Source organism: Cellulomonas sp. P1_G12_2 (genome assembly GCF_056405535.1).
In genome coordinates this window covers 11,172-28,605 of sequence record NZ_JBFUBX010000001.1, presented here as the reverse complement: position 1 = coordinate 28,605, position 17,434 = coordinate 11,172, and the positions used below count along the sequence as shown (strand labels likewise).

20 protein-coding genes are annotated in these 17,434 nt (G+C 73.9%); 16 read left to right on the top strand and 4 right to left on the bottom strand.

Annotation, left to right across the window (positions count from 1 at the left end; all coding sequences use genetic code 11):
• The first annotated feature begins 39 nt into the window (after positions 1–39).
• From AC1DXT_RS00165 to AC1DXT_RS00135, 7 genes are all read left to right on the top strand, one after another.
• Complete coding sequence (locus tag AC1DXT_RS00165) at positions 40–762, top strand: DUF4129 domain-containing protein (protein WP_477059369.1); 723 nt, start codon at positions 40–42, stop codon at positions 760–762.
• Positions 759–1,247 carry a hypothetical protein gene (locus tag AC1DXT_RS00160; RefSeq protein ID WP_477059368.1) on the top strand — a complete coding sequence of 163 codons (489 nt, stop codon included), beginning with the start codon at positions 759–761 and terminating at the stop codon, positions 1,245–1,247. The genes AC1DXT_RS00165 and AC1DXT_RS00160 overlap by 4 nt, the downstream gene beginning before the upstream one ends.
• Positions 1,240–2,220, top strand: a complete 981-nt coding sequence (locus AC1DXT_RS00155) for an AAA family ATPase (protein WP_477059367.1) — start codon at positions 1,240–1,242, stop codon at positions 2,218–2,220. The genes AC1DXT_RS00160 and AC1DXT_RS00155 overlap by 8 nt, the downstream gene beginning before the upstream one ends.
• Positions 2,217–3,488, top strand: a complete 1,272-nt coding sequence (locus tag AC1DXT_RS00150) for a DUF58 domain-containing protein (protein ID WP_477059366.1) — start codon at positions 2,217–2,219, stop codon at positions 3,486–3,488. The genes AC1DXT_RS00155 and AC1DXT_RS00150 overlap by 4 nt, the downstream gene beginning before the upstream one ends.
• Positions 3,485–4,000, top strand: coding sequence for a hypothetical protein (locus AC1DXT_RS00145; protein ID WP_477059365.1), 516 nt, complete (start codon positions 3,485–3,487; stop codon positions 3,998–4,000). Before AC1DXT_RS00150 ends, AC1DXT_RS00145 begins: the two co-directional genes overlap by 4 nt.
• A 69-nt stretch (positions 4,001–4,069) precedes the next feature.
• Positions 4,070–4,300, top strand: coding sequence for a hypothetical protein (locus tag AC1DXT_RS00140; RefSeq protein ID WP_477059364.1), 231 nt, complete (start codon positions 4,070–4,072; stop codon positions 4,298–4,300).
• Positions 4,297–5,799, top strand: a complete 1,503-nt coding sequence (locus AC1DXT_RS00135) for a hypothetical protein (RefSeq protein WP_477059363.1) — start codon at positions 4,297–4,299, stop codon at positions 5,797–5,799. Before AC1DXT_RS00140 ends, AC1DXT_RS00135 begins: the two co-directional genes overlap by 4 nt.
• Here AC1DXT_RS00135 and AC1DXT_RS00130 read toward each other — a convergent pair.
• Positions 5,789–6,199 (bottom strand): phage holin family protein, encoded by a 411-nt coding sequence (locus tag AC1DXT_RS00130; RefSeq protein ID WP_477059362.1) that lies wholly within the window; start codon positions 6,197–6,199, stop codon positions 5,789–5,791. The two genes, AC1DXT_RS00135 and AC1DXT_RS00130, sit on opposite strands and share 11 nt — an antisense overlap.
• Before the next feature lie 85 nt (positions 6,200–6,284).
• Between AC1DXT_RS00130 and hisC the strand changes: the two genes are divergently transcribed.
• From hisC to AC1DXT_RS00085, 9 genes are all read left to right on the top strand, one after another.
• On the top strand, positions 6,285–7,352 hold the full coding sequence (gene hisC / locus AC1DXT_RS00125) for a histidinol-phosphate transaminase (RefSeq protein WP_477059361.1): 1,068 nt from the start codon (positions 6,285–6,287) through the stop codon (positions 7,350–7,352).
• A 157-nt stretch (positions 7,353–7,509) separates the two neighbouring features.
• Positions 7,510–8,643 (top strand): pyruvate dehydrogenase (acetyl-transferring) E1 component subunit alpha, encoded by a 1,134-nt coding sequence (pdhA, locus tag AC1DXT_RS00120; protein WP_477059360.1) that lies wholly within the window; start codon positions 7,510–7,512, stop codon positions 8,641–8,643.
• Positions 8,640–9,626 carry an alpha-ketoacid dehydrogenase subunit beta gene (locus AC1DXT_RS00115; protein WP_477059359.1) on the top strand — a complete coding sequence of 329 codons (987 nt, stop codon included), beginning with the start codon at positions 8,640–8,642 and terminating at the stop codon, positions 9,624–9,626. The genes pdhA and AC1DXT_RS00115 overlap by 4 nt, the downstream gene beginning before the upstream one ends.
• A gap of 11 nt (positions 9,627–9,637) precedes the next feature.
• On the top strand, positions 9,638–11,077 hold the full coding sequence (locus AC1DXT_RS00110; RefSeq protein ID WP_477059358.1) for a dihydrolipoamide acetyltransferase family protein: 1,440 nt from the start codon (positions 9,638–9,640) through the stop codon (positions 11,075–11,077).
• Between the two features lie 28 nt (positions 11,078–11,105).
• Positions 11,106–11,762: a hypothetical protein gene (locus tag AC1DXT_RS00105; RefSeq protein WP_477059357.1), complete on the top strand. Its 657-nt coding sequence runs from the start codon at positions 11,106–11,108 to the stop codon at positions 11,760–11,762.
• A gap of 78 nt (positions 11,763–11,840) precedes the next feature.
• Positions 11,841–12,377, top strand: a complete 537-nt coding sequence (locus AC1DXT_RS00100) for a hypothetical protein (protein WP_477059356.1) — start codon at positions 11,841–11,843, stop codon at positions 12,375–12,377.
• 24 nt (positions 12,378–12,401) lie between these two features.
• The gene (locus tag AC1DXT_RS00095) at positions 12,402–13,424 is read left to right on the top strand and encodes an amidoligase family protein (RefSeq protein ID WP_477059355.1); all 1,023 of its coding nucleotides are present in this window, start codon (positions 12,402–12,404) and stop codon (positions 13,422–13,424) included.
• Complete coding sequence (locus AC1DXT_RS00090) at positions 13,421–13,954, top strand: RNA polymerase sigma factor (RefSeq protein ID WP_477059354.1); 534 nt, start codon at positions 13,421–13,423, stop codon at positions 13,952–13,954. The genes AC1DXT_RS00095 and AC1DXT_RS00090 overlap by 4 nt, the downstream gene beginning before the upstream one ends.
• Positions 13,954–14,592: a hypothetical protein gene (locus AC1DXT_RS00085; protein ID WP_477059353.1), complete on the top strand. Its 639-nt coding sequence runs from the start codon at positions 13,954–13,956 to the stop codon at positions 14,590–14,592. Before AC1DXT_RS00090 ends, AC1DXT_RS00085 begins: the two co-directional genes overlap by 1 nt.
• On the opposite strand, the gene AC1DXT_RS00080 is transcribed toward AC1DXT_RS00085, so the two are convergent.
• The 3 genes from AC1DXT_RS00080 to AC1DXT_RS00070 form a co-directional block, all read right to left on the bottom strand.
• Positions 14,558–14,953 carry a hypothetical protein gene (locus AC1DXT_RS00080; RefSeq protein WP_477059352.1) on the bottom strand — a complete coding sequence of 132 codons (396 nt, stop codon included), beginning with the start codon at positions 14,951–14,953 and terminating at the stop codon, positions 14,558–14,560. The two genes, AC1DXT_RS00085 and AC1DXT_RS00080, sit on opposite strands and share 35 nt — an antisense overlap.
• Before the next feature lie 3 nt (positions 14,954–14,956).
• Positions 14,957–15,442 carry a QcrA and Rieske domain-containing protein gene (locus AC1DXT_RS00075; protein WP_477059351.1) on the bottom strand — a complete coding sequence of 162 codons (486 nt, stop codon included), beginning with the start codon at positions 15,440–15,442 and terminating at the stop codon, positions 14,957–14,959.
• Positions 15,443–15,530: 88 nt separating this feature from the next.
• Entirely contained in the window at positions 15,531–17,312 is a 1,782-nt protein-coding gene (locus AC1DXT_RS00070) for an MDR family MFS transporter (protein WP_477059350.1), read from the bottom strand.
• Positions 17,313–17,434 lie beyond the last annotated feature (122 nt).

Sequence of the window (17,434 nt, the reverse complement as noted above, 5' to 3'; positions counted from 1 at the left end):
ACCGGCGCGTCCCGCCGGCCCCCGACGACGAGGAGCCCCGTGGCACCGCCAGCACGCAGGCCCAGCGCGGTCCTGCTGGTCGGTGCGTTCGTGGTGGTGGCCGTGATCGGCGCGGCCCTGGCAGGCCCGTTCCGGCTCGGCCAGCGCAACGAGGGCGGTGCGCCGTTCACGCTCCCCCCGCCGGTGCTGCCGACGAACACGACGACCCCGGTCCCGCAGGAGACCGGCCTCGACGGCGAGCAGATGACGATGGAGGCCCAGCGCTGGATCTACCTGCTGGTCATCGCGGTCATCGGCGCTCTGCTGGTGATCGGGGTCGCCCTGCTGGTCCGACGGATCCGGGCGATGCGGGAGCGGCGTGCGCCGCACGAGATCGACTCGGCGGTGCCGGACATCGAGCTGGGCGGGGACGTCCTGGACGGTGCGACGCCGGCGCTGCGCGAGGGGGTCCGCCGGGCGGCGCAGGTGCTCGAGGACGAGGTGCCGCCGGGGGACGCGGTGATCGCGGCGTGGGTCGCGCTGGAGGCCTCGGCGGAGCGCAGCGGGCTGGTGCGTGACCGTGCGGAGACGGCGACGGAGTTCACGGTCGAGGTGCTCGACGCCACGCGGGCGGACCCGGTCGCGACGCGCGCCCTCTTGCAGCTGTACCTGGCGGCGCGGTACTCCGAGCACGTGCTCACCCCGGTGGACGTCGCGCGGGCCAGGGAGAGCCTGGCCGCGATCGCCGACGACCTCGGGCGACGGGCCGAGGAGGACGCATGAGGTGGTGGGACTGGCGCCCGCTCGCCGGCTTCGGCGCCGGCTTCGTGGCGGCGTGGGCGGCGGGACTGACGGTGCAGACGTCCGCACTCCTCGGGCTGATGATCGCGGCGGGGGTCCTGCTTCTCACGCGTCTCGACGGCACCCCGGACCCCGGGTGGGCCCGCGACCGGCTGGACCGTCGGCACGGCGCGCGCGGCGAGGTGCAGGACCTGGCGTGGGCGATGGTCGGGCGCGACGGTCGGATCGGCGAGCGCGTGCTGCGGCGGCTGCGCGAGGTGGCCCGGAGCCGGCTCGCGCGGCACGGGCTGACGATCGACGATCCCGAGACCGAGACCCTGCTGGGCACCCGCGCCGTCCGCACCCTGACCCGCACCACCGCACCGCTGCCGACGGTCGCCGACGTGAAGTACACCCTCGACGTGCTCGACCGCCTCGGACCGAGGCGCGCCACCCCCACCGACGATGGAGCCCCCGCCGATGACTGAGCAGCCCACGCCACTGACCGTCGCGCAGGTCGCCGACCGCGGGAGCGCGGTGCTCGACGAGGTCGCGACGCTGGTCGTCGGCATGCGCGAACCGCTGAGAGTTGCGCTGGCGGCCATCCTCGGCGGCGGCCACGTGCTGTTCGAGGACGTGCCCGGGCTCGGCAAGACGCTGGCGGCCCGGAGCCTGGCCACCGCGCTCGGGCTCGCGTTCCGGCGGGTGCAGTGCACGCCCGACCTGCTGCCGTCGGACATCACGGGGTCCAGCGTGTTCGACCCGGCGACGGCGTCGTTCCTGTTCCGGCCGGGCCCGGTGTTCGCGGGCCTCCTGCTGGCCGACGAGATCAACCGGACCGCCCCGAAGACCCAGTCGGCCCTGCTGGAGGCGATGGCCGAGCGGCAGGTGACGGTCGACGGGGAGACGTACCAGCTGCCCGACCCGTTCCACGTCGTCGCCACCTCCAACCCGGTGGAGTACGAGGGCACCTACCCGCTGCCGGAGGCGCAGCTCGACCGGTTCATGGTCCGCGTGGCGGTCGGCTACCCGGAGCGCGACGCCGAGGTCGACGTGCTGTCGCGGCGGCTCGCGCGGCGCCAGGAGATGGGGTCGGTGCGGACGGTCGTCGACGCCGCCACCCTGAGGGCGATGCAGGCGGGCGTCGAGCAGGTCACGGTCGACGCCGACATCCTGCGGTACTGCGTCGACCTCGCCTCGGCCACCCGCACGCACGACGCGGTCGAGGTGGGTGCCTCGCCGCGCGGCTCCCAGGCGCTGGTCCTCGTCGCGCGCTCGCTGGCGGTGCTGTCCGGCCGGGACTTCGTGACGCCCGAGGACGTCAAGGCGGTCGCCGTCCCCGCGCTCGCGCACCGGCTGTCCCTGACCCCGCAGGCGTGGGCCACCGGCACGGCGCCGCAGAAGGTCGTGGCGGACGTGCTGGCGCGGGTGGCGGGGCCGACGACGGCGAGACGCGGATGATCTGGGAGCGCTCGCGGGCGACGGCCGCCGGGGTCGTCGTCGGCCTCGTGCTCGTCGCCGTGGGCGCGCTGCTCGGCCGGCCCGACGTCGCGGTGCTCGGCGCCGCACCGCTGGTCGCGGGGGTGTGGGACTGGCGCCGACGACCCTCGACGGACCCGACCGTCCGTCTGGAGGCGTCGGACGAGCCGCCCGCCGCCGGGAGCCTGCGCGCCGACATCGTGACCGCCGCACCCACCGACGTGCTCGTCGGGGTGCGGCGCGGGGTGCGCGTCCTGGCCGAGGCGTGGGTGCGGGTCGACCGCACGCGGCGGCTCCCGCTCGTCGTCCGCACGGTCCGCACCGGGCCGCAGGAGGTGGCGTTCGTCGACGTGCAGGGTGTCGGACCCGGCGCCGCAAGCGTGTCCGAGCCCAGCCCGGCCGCGTCCCGGTCCGCCCTGGTCCTGCCCGCGCCGCGCCCGCTCGGCGACCTGCCGCTCCCGCCCCGGCTGCGCGGGCTGACCGGCGCGCACGAGTCCCGACGGCCCGGCGAGGGCGGCGGGCTGCGCGACGTGCACCCGTTCTCGCCCGGCGACCGGCTGCGGCGGATCGACTGGCGGGTCACCGCCCGCCGCGCGCCCGACCTGCACGAGCTCTACGTCCGGCGCGAGCACGCGCTCGCGGAGGCGGTCGTCGTGCTGGTCGTGGACTCGCGCGACGACGTCGGCCCCGACCCGATGACCTGGCGCGGCTCGACCCCGGCGAAGGCCGAGGACCCGACGTCCCTGGACCTGGCGCGGCAGGCTGCGACGTCCGCGGCGCAGGGGTTCCTCGACCTCGGCGACCGCGTCGGACTCGACGACCTCGGTGCGCTGCGCCGGCCGCTCCCACCCGGTGGCGGACGCCGGCAGCTGGACCGGATCCGGCACGCGCTGGCCCTGACGCGGCCGGAGGGCGACCCGCTGCGCCGGCTGCGCGCCCCGCAGATCCCGTCGGGCGCGCTGGTCCTGCTCTTCTCGACGTTCCTCGACGACGAGGCGGCGCTGGTCGCCTCCGTCTGGCGGCGTGCCGGGCACCGGGTGATCGCGGTCGACGTGCTGCCCACCCTCCGCGAGCGGCAGCTCGGCGAGCGCGAGCGGCTCGCGATGCGGCTGATCCGGATGGCGCGCGAGGATCGGCTGGCCGAGCTGGTGGACCTCGACGTCGAGCTGGTCACGTGGCGCGACCAGCCGCACATCGCGCTCGCGTCCCTGGCGCGCCGGGCGCAGCGGCGGGCGGGGGCGTCGCGATGAGCGAGGTGACTCTGGAGCTGGAGCGGCCGGTGCCCGCCTGGGCGTTGCGCGCGTCCCTCGCGGTCCTGTCCGCGGCGACGCTGACGGTGGCGTTCGCCGGCACCGGCCCCCGGCCACCCCTGGCGCTGGTGGTCGGGTTCGTCGCGCTCGTCGGCGCCGCGGTGCTGGTCCCCGGACTCGGCCTGGCTGCGCTCGTGGTGCTCGTCGCCGGGACGCGGCTGCTCGTCGGCGACCCGCCCGCGCTCGGCACGGTGATGGTCCTCGTCCTGCTCGTGCACCTGACCCTGTGGGCGGGGGCGGTCTGCGCGCGGACGTCGTGGCGCACCCTCGTCGAGGTCGCCGTCCTCGTGCGCGCGCTGCGCGAGGTCGCGCTCGTGCAGGTGGGCGCGCAGCTGCTGGCCGTGCTCGCGATGCTCCTGGTCGGGACGACGGAGGGTGACCTGTGGCGGGCGGCAGGGCTGCTCGCGGCGATCATCCTGGCGGCGGCGATGCTGCCGCGGCCGTCGGCCTGATCCGCCCACAGCCCCTGCCCGTCCCCAGGCCGTCGCCGACGCGCTGACCTGCTCCGTAGCGTCTCCGGCATGCAGATCGAGCACGGCCTTCCCCTGGTGCTCCAGGCACTGGACGACGTGGAGAGCGCGTCCCGTGCGCTGCGCGGCGCCGCGCAGGTGCAGTGGACGTCCGGCGCCGCGGACCGGTTCCGTGCGGCGCTCGACGAGGCGGTCGTGTGCGTGCGCCAGGTGCAGGTCTCGGTGGAGCGGACGGTGCAGCCGGTGGCGGCGGCTGACCTGGACGCGCGGGGAGGCCTGTGAGCAGCGCGACGGACTGGTTCCGTGGGTACCGCGTGGCGGGTGGTCCGGGACCGACGGTCGCCGACCTGGAGGAGCTGATGTTCGCGTGCCGGCTGCTGGAGGGCGCCGCGGACCGGCTGGATGCGGCGTCGTGGACGCTGCTGCGGGCGTCGCAGGCGTGCGACGGGCTGAGCCGGGTAGGCGCCGAGGCGCGGCACGCTCTGGCGTGCGCTCGGGAGGGTGCGGGCGACCCCTGGCGTGTCGCCGAGCGGCTGCGCGAGCTCGCGGCTGCGCTGCGGCGGGTGGTCGAGGTGTACACGGAGGCCGAGTCAGCGGCACACCTGGCCCTGCGGGTGGGTGTCGTCGCCACGGCGTCGCAGCTCGGCGAGCGGCCGGTCGTCGCGGGCCTTCTCGGCGCCGCCGGCGTCGTGCTCGGGGTGGCCGCGGTCGGCAGCGTGATCGCGGGCGGCGTCGGACGCTCCCTGCTCCTGCACCGGCCCGACCCGGTGCTCCCCTGGCTCGCGCGGCGCCTGGGCCCGGCGGCGCGTGAGCTTCCCGGCATGCTCGCGGCCGACGGCCGTGCGGAGCTGGGCATCCTGGCGGTCGGCGCGTTCGTGCGCTCGGCGGCGCCCGGGCGGCAGATCCCCACGCTCCGACCCGTGCAGGGCGCCGCCCGGCTCCTGTTCGGCGCGCTCCCGGCGGCCGGTCCCACGGCACTGCTCGTGCGGGCGCACCCGCCGCAGCTCCCCGTGCCGCGGACGACCGCCGGGGTGCTGGCCAACGTGGGGCGCAGCTACCAGGACGGCACGGAGACCGGGCTCGCCGGGACCCCGGCGGGCGTCATCTCGGTGCAGCAGCTCACGCACCCCGACGGGACGCGCGCGTGGGTCGTCGAGATCCCGGGCACCGAGAGCTGGGCACCGAACGCTCCCACCCCGATGGACCTGACCACCGACGGCCGCCTGCTGGCGGGGCTCACCGACGACATGACGGACGCCGTGCTGGAGGCCATGAGGCTGGCGCGGATCGGTGCCGACGAGCCCGTGATGCTCGCGGGGCACAGCCTGGGCGGGATGGTCGCCGTGTCGGTCGCCGCCGCCGCGGGCAGCACGTACTCCGTGCGGGCGATCGCCACGGCGGGCAGCCCGGACCTGACCCGGTCGCCGCCGCGCGCCGTGGAGGTCCGCCACTACCGGCACCGGGAAGACGCCGTCCCCCAGCTGGACGGCACGCCCGACGTCACTGATGCCCGGGTCACGGTGGTCACCCGCGACCTCGACTCGACTGGTGGTCCTCCCGTCCCGTCGCCGACCGAGGCGCATGCGATCGCCCGGTACGTCGAGACGGCCGACGTGGCCGACCGCGAGCTGGCAGGCAGCCCGGGCATGCGGTCGTTCGACGCGGCCGTCCGTGACGTGCTCGGTCCGCCCGGGACGGCCGGCGTGACCCGGCAGTTCCAGGCGACGCGCGACCCGGTGCTGGTCTCCGCGCAGCCGCCGAGGGTGACGCCTAGTAGCTGACCTCGGTCGACGACGAGCTCCGCGTGCGGTCGCCGGGGATCAGGACCGAGAGGACCAGGCTGACGATCGAGACGATGATCGCGCCCCAGCAGGCGGTGCCGAAGTTGTCGATCCGCAGACCCCAGCTGGTCGCCTCGGTGATCCAGGCGGTGAGCATGAGCATGAGCGCGTTCACGATGATCGTGAACAGGCCGAGCGTGAGGATGTAGAGCGGGATCGAGATGAACGCCACGATCGGCTTGACGATCGCGTTGACCAGCCCGAAGACCAGCGCGATGAGCAGGATGATCGCGAGGGTCTCCCAGTTGCTGTCGCCGCCGACGATGTGGAGTCCCGGCAGGATCAGCGTCGCGAACCAGAGGGCGACGGCGTTGATGAGCACGCGGACGAGGAAGGCCATGCGTCGATCCTGCCACCGTGGGTGCCTCCGTTGTCGAGACAACGCGGTGCGGGGGTCCTAGGTGGGCGGTGGCATGCTGAGGCCCGTGACCCGCGTCCCCCTCCGCCAGGCACTGTCCGACCTGCCGCCCTACGTCCCGGGGGCCCGCGTCCCCGTCGGCGCGGCCGCGTACAAGCTGTCGTCCAACGAGAACCCGTACCCGCCGCTGCCCTCGGTGATCCTGGCCATCTCCGACGCGGCCGAGGACGTCAACCGGTACCCGGACATGTACGCCACGGAGCTGACCGGGTCGATCGCGGCGTCGCTGGGCGTGGTGCCCGAGAACATCGTCGCGGGCTGCGGCTCGGTCGCGGTGCTGGGCCACGTGCTCACGGCAGTCTGCGAGCCGGGCGACGAGGTCGTCGTCCCGTGGCGCTCGTTCGAGGCGTACCCGATCGCCGTGACGCTCGCGGGGGGCGTGGGCGTGCACGTGCCGGTGGGCGACGACGGCCGGCTGGACCTGGAGGCGATGGCGGCGGCGATCACCCCCCGCACCAAGGCCGTGCTGGTCTGCACCCCGAACAACCCCACCGGCCCCGCTGTGCACGCCGACGAGCTGGCCACGTTCCTGGCCGCGGTCCGCAAGGACGTGCTCGTGGTGCTCGACGAGGCCTACGTCGAGTTCGTCCGTGACGAGGCCGCACCCGACGGCCTGGCCGTGTTCGCCGACCACCCCAACGTCGTGCTGCTCCGCACGTTCTCGAAGGCGTTCGGGCTGGCCGGCCTCCGGGTCGGGTACGCGGTTGCGCGCCCGCGGCTGGCGGCGGGGATCCGCGCGGCGTCGACGCCGTTCGGGGTCTCCCACGTCGGCCAGCTGGCCGCGCTGGCGTCGCTGCGTGCGACGGCCGAGCTGATGACCAGGGTGGACGCGATCGTCGTCGAACGCACGCGCCTGCTCACCGGGCTCCGGAAGCAGGGCTGGACCGTGCCGGACAGCCAGGCGAACTTCGTGTGGCTGCCGCTCGGCGACCAGTCCTCGGCGTTCGCGGAGCGGTCCGGCCGCGCCGGGGTGCTCGTGCGGCCGTTCCAGGGCGACGGCGTCCGGGTGAGCGTGGGGGAGCCCGAGGCCACCGACCTGCTGCTCGAGATCACCGCGGAGTGGCTCGCTCGCTGAGCGTGCCGGGGGAGGTGTAGACAGTCCACAAGGGCGTGCGCCGAGGCTTGTCGGGGTCCTTCGCGCGCTACCTACGGTGCCGTAGCCTACGCTGACGTAGGTTTCGAGACTGATCCCGGCGCGGCCCCCCGCCGCAGCACCCGCGAAGGAGAACCGCGTGGTCCCGAACGGCCCCCTGACCGACGACGGCCTCGTGCAGCTGCTGACCCCCGCGGGTCACCGCACGGCTCATCCCGACTACGACCCCCGCATCGCCCATCTCGACGCCGACGCCCTGCGCGCGCTCTACCGCGACATGGTGCTGGTGCGTCGGTTCGACAACGAGGCGACGTCCCTGCAGCGCCAGGGCGAGCTGGCCCTGTACGCCCAGTGCCTCGGCCAGGAGGCCGCGCAGATCGGCTCCGGCCGCGCGCTCCTGCCGCAGGACCAGGTGTTCCCCAGCTACCGCGAGCACGGCGTCGCGTACACGCGCGGCGTCGACCTGGCGGAGGTGCTGCGGCTGTTCCGCGGCATCGACCACGGCGGCTGGGACCCGACGGCGTACGGGTTCCACCTGTACACGCTGGTCATCGGCTCGCACACGCTGCACGCCACCGGCTACGCGATGGGCCTGCAGCGCGACGGGGCGGTCGGCACGGGCGACCCGGCGCGGGACTCGGCGGTCGTCACGTACTTCGGCGACGGGTCCACCTCGCAGGGCGACGTGAACGAGGCGCTCGTGTTCGCCGCGGTGAACAACGCCCCGGTCGTCTTCTTCTGCCAGAACAACCAGTGGGCCATCTCGGAGCCCACCAGCCGGCAGTCCCGCGTGCCGCTTGCCGACCGCGGCCCCGGCTTCGGCATCCCGAGCGTCCGGGTGGACGGCAACGACGTGCTAGCCACCTACGCGGTCACCGCCGAGGCGCTGGAGCGGGCGCGGTCCGGCGGCGGGCCGACGTTCATCGAGGCCTTCACGTACCGGATGGGCGCGCACACCACCTCCGACGACCCGAGCCGCTACCGCTCCGCCGCCGAGGAGGAGTACTGGCGCCAACGCGACCCGATCGACCGGCTCCGGCTGCACCTGGAGGACCGCGGCGAGCTGCCGCAGGACTTCCTCGACGGGCTCGCGGCGGAGGGTGACGCGCTCGGGGAGAGGATCCGGACCGCGGTGCGCGGCATGGGCCGCCCCTCGGCTGCGTCGATGTTCGAGCACGTGTACGCGACGCCCCACGCGGTCGTCGAGTCCGAGCGCCAGTGGTTCGAGGCGTACGAGGCCTCGTTCCTCGAGGGCGAGGGGAGCCACCGATGACCACCATCACGTTCGCCAAGGCGATCAACCTCGGCCTGCGCAAGGCGCTCGAGCAGAGCCCCAAGGTGCTCCTCATGGGCGAGGACATCGGGGCCCTCGGCGGGGTGTTCCGGGTGACCGACGGCCTGCAGAAGGACTTCGGGCAGGAGCGCGTCGTCGACACCCCGCTCGCGGAGTCGGGCATCGTCGGAACCGCGATCGGCCTGGCGCTGCGCGGCTACCGGCCGGTGTGCGAGATCCAGTTCGACGGGTTCATCTTCCCGGCGTTCGACCAGATCACGACCCAGCTGGCCAAGATGCACTACCGGTCGCAGGGCCGCCTGAGCCTCCCCGTCGTCATCCGCGTGCCGTACGGCGGCGGCATCGGCGCGGTCGAGCACCACAGCGAGTCGCCCGAGGCGCTGTTCGCGCACACCGCCGGCCTGCGCGTGATCAGCCCGTCCAGCCCGGCCGACGCCTTCGCGATGATCCAGCAGGCGATCGCGTCGCCCGACCCGGTCCTGTTCTTCGAGCCCAAGGGTCGCTACTGGGAGAAGGGCGACGTCGACCTGGACGCCGCCGTCGGTGCCCCGCACCCGGCGCTCGACACGGCCAAGGTGCTGCGCGAGGGCACCGACCTCACGCTCGTCGCCTACGGCCCCACGGTGCAGACCGCGCTCAAGGCCGCCGAGACCGCCGCCGCCGAGGGCACGAGCGTCGAGGTCGTCGACCTGCGCACCCTGTCCCCGCTGGACACCGCGACGGTCGCGGCCTCGGTCAAGAGGACCGGCCGCTGCGTCGTCGTGCACGAGGCCCCCGTGCTCTACGGCACCGGCGCCGAGGTCGCCGCGCGGATCACCGAGGAGTGCTTCTACCACCTGGAGGCCCCCGTGCTGCGGGTCGGCGGCTTCCACACCCCCTACCCGGTGGCCAAGATCGAGCACGACTACCTGCCCGGGCTGGACCGCGTCCTGGACGCTGTCGACCGCTCGCTGGCCTTCTGAGGAGACACCCCGTGCCGACCTACCAGCAGTTCCCGCTCCCCGACGCCGGTGAGGGCCTGACCGAGGCCGAGATCGTCGCGTGGCACGTGGCCGTCGGCGACACGGTCGAGGTCAACCAGACCATCGTCGAGATCGAGACCGCGAAGTCGCTGGTCGACCTGCCGAGCCCGTGGGCCGGCGTCGTGACGCGGCTCCTGGTCGAGCCGGGGCAGACGGTGGACGTGGGGACGCCGATCATCGAGGTCGACACGGACCCGACGGGTGCGGCACCGGTCGAGGAGACGCCTGCGCCGCCCGTGGCCGCGGCGCCGAAGGGCGGCGCGATCGAGCACGGGCACCGCGGCGGCGGCAACCGGCACGCGGGGGTCGAGCCCGGGGGGTCCGACGAGATCGAGGCCGCACGTCCGGCGCGCGCGCCCGAGAAGGAGCCGGAGCCCGCGCGCGAGGCCGTGCTGGTCGGCTACGGGCTTGCGGAGGCCAGTACCGGACGCCGGGAGCGGACGGCCGACGGCACTCCGGCCACCCCGTCGCAGCGCGAGGCCACCCGTCACGCGCTCGCCAAGCCGCCCGTCCGGAAGCTGGCTCGTGAGCTGGGCGTGGACCTGGACTCGGTCTCGCCGACGGGCCCGGGCGGCATCGTCACCCGTGAGGACGTGCTCGGCCGCGCGGCCCAGGCCGAGGCGCGGACCCTGGCCACCTACCCCGGCGACGACGCGCCCTGGCTGGCCAGCGGCACGGTCTCCTCGGACGGCCGCCAGACGCGCGTCCCGGTGAAGTCGGTGCGCAAGCGGACCGCCGAGGCCATGGTGACCAGCGCGTTCACCGCCCCGCACGTCACGGTCTTCCACACGGTCGACGTCACCAAGACCATGAAGCTGGTCGAGCGCCTGCGCGCCGACCGGGAGTTCTCCGACGTCCGAGTGACCCCGCTGCTCATCGCCGCGAAGGCCCTGATGCTCGCCGTGCGCCGGCACCCGGACGTCAACGCGAGCTGGGACGACGCGTCGCAGGAGATCGTCTACAAGCACTACATCAACCTCGGCATCGCGGCATCGACCCCGCGGGGGCTCGTCGTCCCCAACATCAAGGACGCGCACCGGCTGGGCCTCAAGGAGCTGGCGACCGCGCTGGCGGAGCTCACCGCGACCGCCCGGTCGGGGAAGACGACCCCCGCCGACATGTCCGACGGCACCATCACGATCACCAACGTCGGGGTGTTCGGCATCGACACGGGCACGCCGATCCTCAACCCGGGGGAGGCGGCGATCCTCGCGTTCGGCGCCATCCGCGAGCAGCCGTGGGTGCACAAGGGCAAGATCAAGATCCGTCACGTCACGCAGCTGGCCCTGAGCGTCGATCACCGTCTGGTGGACGGGGCGCTGGGCTCGCAGGTGCTGGCGGACGTCGCGCGCGTGCTGCACGACCCGTCGCACGGGCTCGTGTGGGGCTGAGCCGCGCCCGCCGTGTGACACTCGCGGGATGACCCGCACCCTCACGGCGCACGACGACCTCGAGCTCCACCGGGTCGGCTACGAGCGCGGTGACGTCCTGCTGCGGACGGCCCTCGGTCCGGTGGCGCACCGGTACCGGGTCGACACCACGAGCCCTCTGGTGGTCGACGGCCTGGTCCGGGTCGACGAGGTCGACGGCGACGCCGTGCGGTTCCTCGACACCAACCTGGTCCCGCTGACCGTCCGCGACCTGCGCCGGTTCCGGATCCTGGTGAAGGTGGCCGACGCCGTCCGGTCCGCTCCGGGTGCGGTACCAGAGTCGGCAGAGTCGGTCCCGTCGTCCCCGGACCTCGTGGACCTGCGCGACGACGCCCTCGACAACGGGCTGCTCGACGGAGTCGACTTCACGGTGGGCGGCGGTCCGGGCGGCGACGAGTGCATCACCTTCGAGGGCGGGCCCGACGGGTTCGTCGTCGGCTACCGGGAACTCGGTTCCGCCAGCACCCTGTTCGCATCGCGGTCGTTCGCGCAGGCGCGGGCGGTGTTCCTCGACGAGGCGTGCTGGCTCGGTGCCGAGCGGGGCCGCGGACCGTACGTGGGCCGCGACCAGGCCGTCGGCACCGAGGGTTGGACCTCCGCGCAGGTGGTGGCGGCGTACGAGCGCCGACTGCTCGAGGGAGTCTGAGCCCGGACTCCACACCTGGGGGTCGAGCCGCGTTCTAGAGGGGTACGCCCATCCGCACGCTGCTCCCCGGAGGACCCCATGAACGCCAGCACCACCCGCACCCGACGCCTCGTGGCCGTCGGAGCCGTCGCCGCCGGTCTGTGCGTCGCCGGCACCGGTGTCGCCACGGCAGCCGCGCCGACGTCGGCCCTGTCGCGGTCGGTCACCGAGATCCTCCAGTCGGCGGGCGTCGACTGGTCGACGATGCCCGACGGGTACACGCCGGAGCAGTACGAGGCCTTCTGGGGAGCGGGGTACACGCCCGAGAATGTCGACGAGCTGGGCGCGCTGTGGAACCTGGACACCACCGAGACCAAGGCCCGCGCCGGTCAGCTGCTCCTCGACGGGCAGCCGGTGCCGGTCGCGCCGGGCGGCGGCGAGTCGTCCCCGACGGTCGAGATCACCGGCGAGCAGCTCGATGCGCTCTTCGGCGCCGGGTACACGGGCGAGGACGTCGAGGCGCTCGCGGAGCTCTGGCACAGCGAGTTCGGCGAGACCAAGGCGCGTGCCGGCCAGATGATCCTCGACGGGCAGACTCCTCCCGTGGCCCCGAGCGGTACCCCCGCGACCTCCTGACCCCGACGAGTGCGAGGAGACGCTGTGGACGAGCTGTCGCTGCGGACCGGGTTCGAGATCGAGCTGCTGGCACCCGCCGGTTCCGACCGGCAGGTGCTGGCCGACGAGCTCGCGGCGCGCTGCGACGGCCGTGTGCGGCGGTCCTTCCACACCGACTCCGAGCCGTCGGTCGTGCCCGGCGTCGGGGTCTTCCGGCACCTGTCGCCGGCGTTCGACGTGGTCGACGCCGACGGACGTCCCGTGGCGCGGCTCGTCGACGACATCACCCTCGAGGCCGATCTGGTCCCGGTGCCCGGACGCCCCGGGCACCGGGGCTGGTACCGGGTCCTGTGCGACGACGCCCGGCTGCTGCGCCTCATCGAGCGGCACGCGGACCCGGACGCGCCCCTGCGGTCCGTACTGGACCCGGTGGCCGAGCTGTTCGGGGTGCGCGCCGAGGTGGTCGGCTCCGCGGTGCGCGTCGACGACACCCGGGGCGCCACCGTCGCCGTCGCGATGCCGTTGCCGGCCGGCCGGGAGCGACCGTGCGAGATCATCACGCCGCCGCTGGCCACCGACCACCTCCGCGCACTGGAGCGGCTGCTCGGCCCGGCCCGCGAGCTCGGGTTCACGGTCCCGCAGGAGGCGGCGGTGCACCTGCACGTGGACGGGGCGCCGTTCCGTCGGCCGGAGGCGTTCGCGAACCTCGTCCGGCTGTTCGGCCACTGGCGTGAGGAGCTGTGGGCGGCCCTGGGCACCAACCCCGCCTGCCGGCGGCTGGCGCCGCTGCCGGACGCGCTGCTCGAACTCGTCGAGCAGCCCGGCTTCACCCTCGCGGCGGCGCGGTCGACGGGCGTCACCAAGTACGCCGACGTGAACCTCACCCAGCTGCTGACCGACAGACCCCTGCGGGACACCGTGGAGGTGCGGATCCTGCCCGGTGACGTCGACGGACCCGCGATCGTCGGGCGCGCTGCGCTGGTGGAGGCCCTGCTCTCCCGCTGCCTCGATCCGGCCCCCCTGCCCCAAGGGGCGCTGCTGAGCGACCTGGTCGGGGTCCGCCGATGAGCGTCGACAGCGCCGCGATCCCGATCGTGGAGCCCGCGCTGGACGACCTCGTCCGCGTCCACCTGGCTGGGCTGCTCCGGTACGCGACCGTGCTGACCGGCGACGGGCACACCGCCGCCGACCTGGTGCAGGAGGTGCTCCTGCGCGCCCATGTGCGCTGGACCCGGATCGCCCTCCTGGAACGGCCCGACCTGTACCTGCGCCGGATGGTCACCAACGAGCACCTGTCCTGGCGCCGCCGCTGGCACGTGCGGACCATCCGGCCCGCCGCCGACGAGGTCCTCGCCGCCCACGCCGACCCGCACGGCGACCACGCCGACGACGTCGTGCACCAGGACGCGATGTGGCGACACCTCGAGGCGCTCCCGCCCCGCCAGCGCGCGGTCCTGGTGCTCCGGTACTACGAGGGTCTCAGCGACGTGGAGATCTCCCAGGTCCTGGGCACCTCGCCTGCCACCGTCCGCTCGCACGCCTCCCGCGCGCTGGCGACCCTGCGCGACACCGACCTCTCGACCCGACCGGAGCAGTGATGAACGAGCACCCCTCGCAGGACGACGAGCTGATCGCGCGGATCACCCGTGCGCTGCACTCGCGTGAGGCCCAGCAGCCGGACCCTGCCGTCGTGGCCGCCCGGCTCAGGGCCGAGCTCGCGCACCAGCCGGAGGCCACGGTCACCACCCTCACGCGCCGCGGCGGGAAGCTGGTCGTGGCCGGCGTCGTCACCTCCGCGCTGGCCGTCGCCGGAGCGGGTGCGGCTGCGGCGGCGAACCCGTACTCGGACGCGGCACGCAGGTTCGAGGACGTCGTGCAGTCGGTGGGCATCGAGTGGTCGGCGATGCCGGCGGGCTACACCCGCGATCAGTACGAGGCCTTCTGGGGTGCCGGCTACACCCCCGAGGACGTCACCGCGCTCGAGGAGCTCTGGCACACCGACACCACCGAGACGAAGGCGCGCGCCGGGCAGCTGCTCCTGGACGGCGACACGCCCCCCGTGGCACCCGGCCGTGTCGCGCTCCCCGAGCAGGCCGAGGTGGACGCCTTCTGGTCCGCCGGGTACACGATCGAGGACGTCGAGACGCTCAGCGCGCTGTGGCACACCGACACGTTCGAGACCAAGGCCCGCGCGGGCCGGCTCATCCTCGACGGGCAGCCGCTCCCGCTGGACTGACCGGGGAGCGCCGGCGTTCCCCGACGATCGCCGCGATGCCCAGCACGATCGCGCCGATCTCCGAGATGGCCGACAGCCACACCGGCACGCCCACCCACTGCTCGTGCACCCCGAAGAACCCGCCGGGTGTCGTCGAGACGAGGAACGCCGTCAGCGTGGCGACGCCGAACCCCACCGCGCCGAGCAGCGGCAGCCAGTGCCGCCAGACGAGCACCAGGACGGCGATCACCAGGCCGCCGACGCCGTTGAGCAGGAACGCCGGGCCGACCACGTCGACGGACTTCATCCCGTCCTGCCACAGGTAGAGGTGGACGACGGCCGACACCGCGACGCAGATCGCGACGAGCACGCGCAGGATCATGGCTCAGGCCTTTCCCGGGAGGACCGCGCCGTCGCTCACGTGGACGTCGACCGCGGGCAGGGGCTTGTCGGCCGGGCCGGAGACGTTGGCACCGGTCAGGTCGTAGATCGAGCCGTGGCAGGGGCACGCCAGCTCCTCGCCGTCGACCGCGACCGTGCAGCCCTGGTGGGTGCAGATGGCCGACAGGCCGATCACGGTGCCGGCCTCGGGCTGCACGAGGAAGATCGGCTTGCCGTCGGCGCCGGTCGCGGAGATCGCGCCGCCCACCGGGATCTCCGACACCTGCGCCAGTGCGCCCCCGCTGGCCGCCGCGGACGAGCCGCCCGACGGGGTCTCGGTGCCGCCGCCGCAGGCCGCCAGGACGCCCACCGCGGCGACGCCCATCGTCACGACACCGGCCCGGACGAGCACCTCCCGGCGGTCGAGGCAGCCGTCACAGGCGTGCGCGCTGGGCGGTGCTGCAGGAAGTTCGCTCGTCGACCGGGACATCTCCACCTCCGTGGGACATGGTGCTCGGGACCGTCACCAGTGTCACGATGCCGAGGGCGTCCAGGTTCAGCGATCCCGGCACCAGTTCTCAGGGTCGCGGACTCTGCGCCTCCGCGCGATCCACCGCCGCCTCGTCGGCGACGATCCCCGCGACCCCGCCGACAGCGGTCGCGGCGGCGGCGGGCTGCGGCTGAGCGGCGGCCGCGGCGTCATCGTCGAACCGCCCCTGGATGCCGGACACGTTCCGCAGCGGGAGCTCGGGGAGCAGGACCGTGAGGATCACGCCGAACGCCATGATGATCGCGGCGAGCAGCAGGACGGTGTCCACCGACTGCGCGAAGCCGTCGAGGAACGGCTGCGCCAGCCGCGGGTCGAGGTTGTTGATGAAGGACGAGTCGTCCAGGGACGGCACCGTCCCGCCGCCCTGCAGCATCGACAGGACCGGCGCGTTCGCCGGGTCCGCCTGCACCGCGGGATCGGCGACGGCCGCCTGGAACTCGGGGGTCGCCGACGCGGTCCGGAACGCCGACGCGATGTTGCCGCCCACGGTCGAGAACAGCACCGAGAGGAACACGGCGGTGCCGAGCGTGCCACCCATCTGCCGGAAGAAGAGCGACGACGAGGTGGCCACGCCCATGTCGCGGACGGGCACCGCGTTCTGCACGGCGAGCACCAGAGGCTGCATGGTGAGCCCCAGGCCGAGTCCGAACACGATGGACACCGCGAACACGTAGGGCAGGCCGGTGTCGGCCTGGAGGCGCGAGAACAGCAGGGCGCCGATGCCCATGAGGATCGTGCCGATCACCGGGAACACCTTGTAGCGGCCGGTGCGGGAGGTCATCTGACCCGCGACGATCGAGCCGGTCATGATGCCGAGCGTGAACGGGATGAGCGTCAGGCCGGCCTGGGTGGGCGACTGGCCCTTGACGATCTGCAGGTACAGCGGGAGCGTCGCCAGGCCGCCGAACATGCCCAGGCCGATCACCGTGTTGGCGCCCGCGCCGACCGAGAACGTGCGGTTCCGGAACAGGTACAGCGGCAGGATCGCGTCGGCCTTGGCGTACCGCTCGGCGACTATGAACGCGACCACGCCGAACACGCCGATCACGTAGCAGGCGATGGACCGGGGGGAGTCCCAGCCCCAGATGCGGCCCTGCTCGGCGACGACCAGCAGCGGGACCAGCGCCACGACGAGCGCGATCGCGCCCGGGTAGTCGATCCGGTGGTCGACGCGCTTCAGCGGCGGCAGGTGCAGCACGCGCGAGATGACGAGGATCGCGATGATCCCGATCGGCACGTTGATGAGGAAGACCCAGCGCCAGCCCGCGATGCCGAGGATCGTCTCGGCGCCCGCGAAGAACCCCCCGACCACCGGCCCGAGCACCGACGACGTGCCGAACACCGCGAGGAAGTAGGCCTGGTAGCGGGCCCGCTCCCGGGGCGCGACGAGGTCGCCGAGGATGGTGATCGCCAGCGCCATGAGGCCACCCGCGCCGAGCCCCTGGATGCCCCGGTACGCGGCCAGCTGGTACATCGAGTCGGCCGTGCCGGACAGCAGCGAGCCGACGACGAAGATCGAGATCGAGATCATGTACAGCGGCTTGCGGCCGTAGATGTCGGAGAGCTTGCCGTACAGCGGGGTCGAGATCGTGGCGGTCAGCAGGTACGCCGTGGTGACCCACGCCTGCAGCGACAGGCCGTGCAGGTCGTCGCCGATGGTCCGGATGGACGTCGCGACGATGGTCTGGTCGAGCGCGGCCAGGAACATGCCGAGCATCAGGCCGCCGAGGATCGTGAGGATCTCGCGGTGGGTCGGCGGCGTGAAGGTGGCCGGTGCGGCGTCGGTGGGGGCGGTGCTCTGCTGCGACATCGGACCTTCTCGCGGATTGATTGCGCAGGACAACCATCCTGCGACGTGTCGCAACAACCGGCCACCCGATATGTGTTCCCCGCCACCCGAATCTCGCCCGCCCGCAGATAATCGCTTCGCAC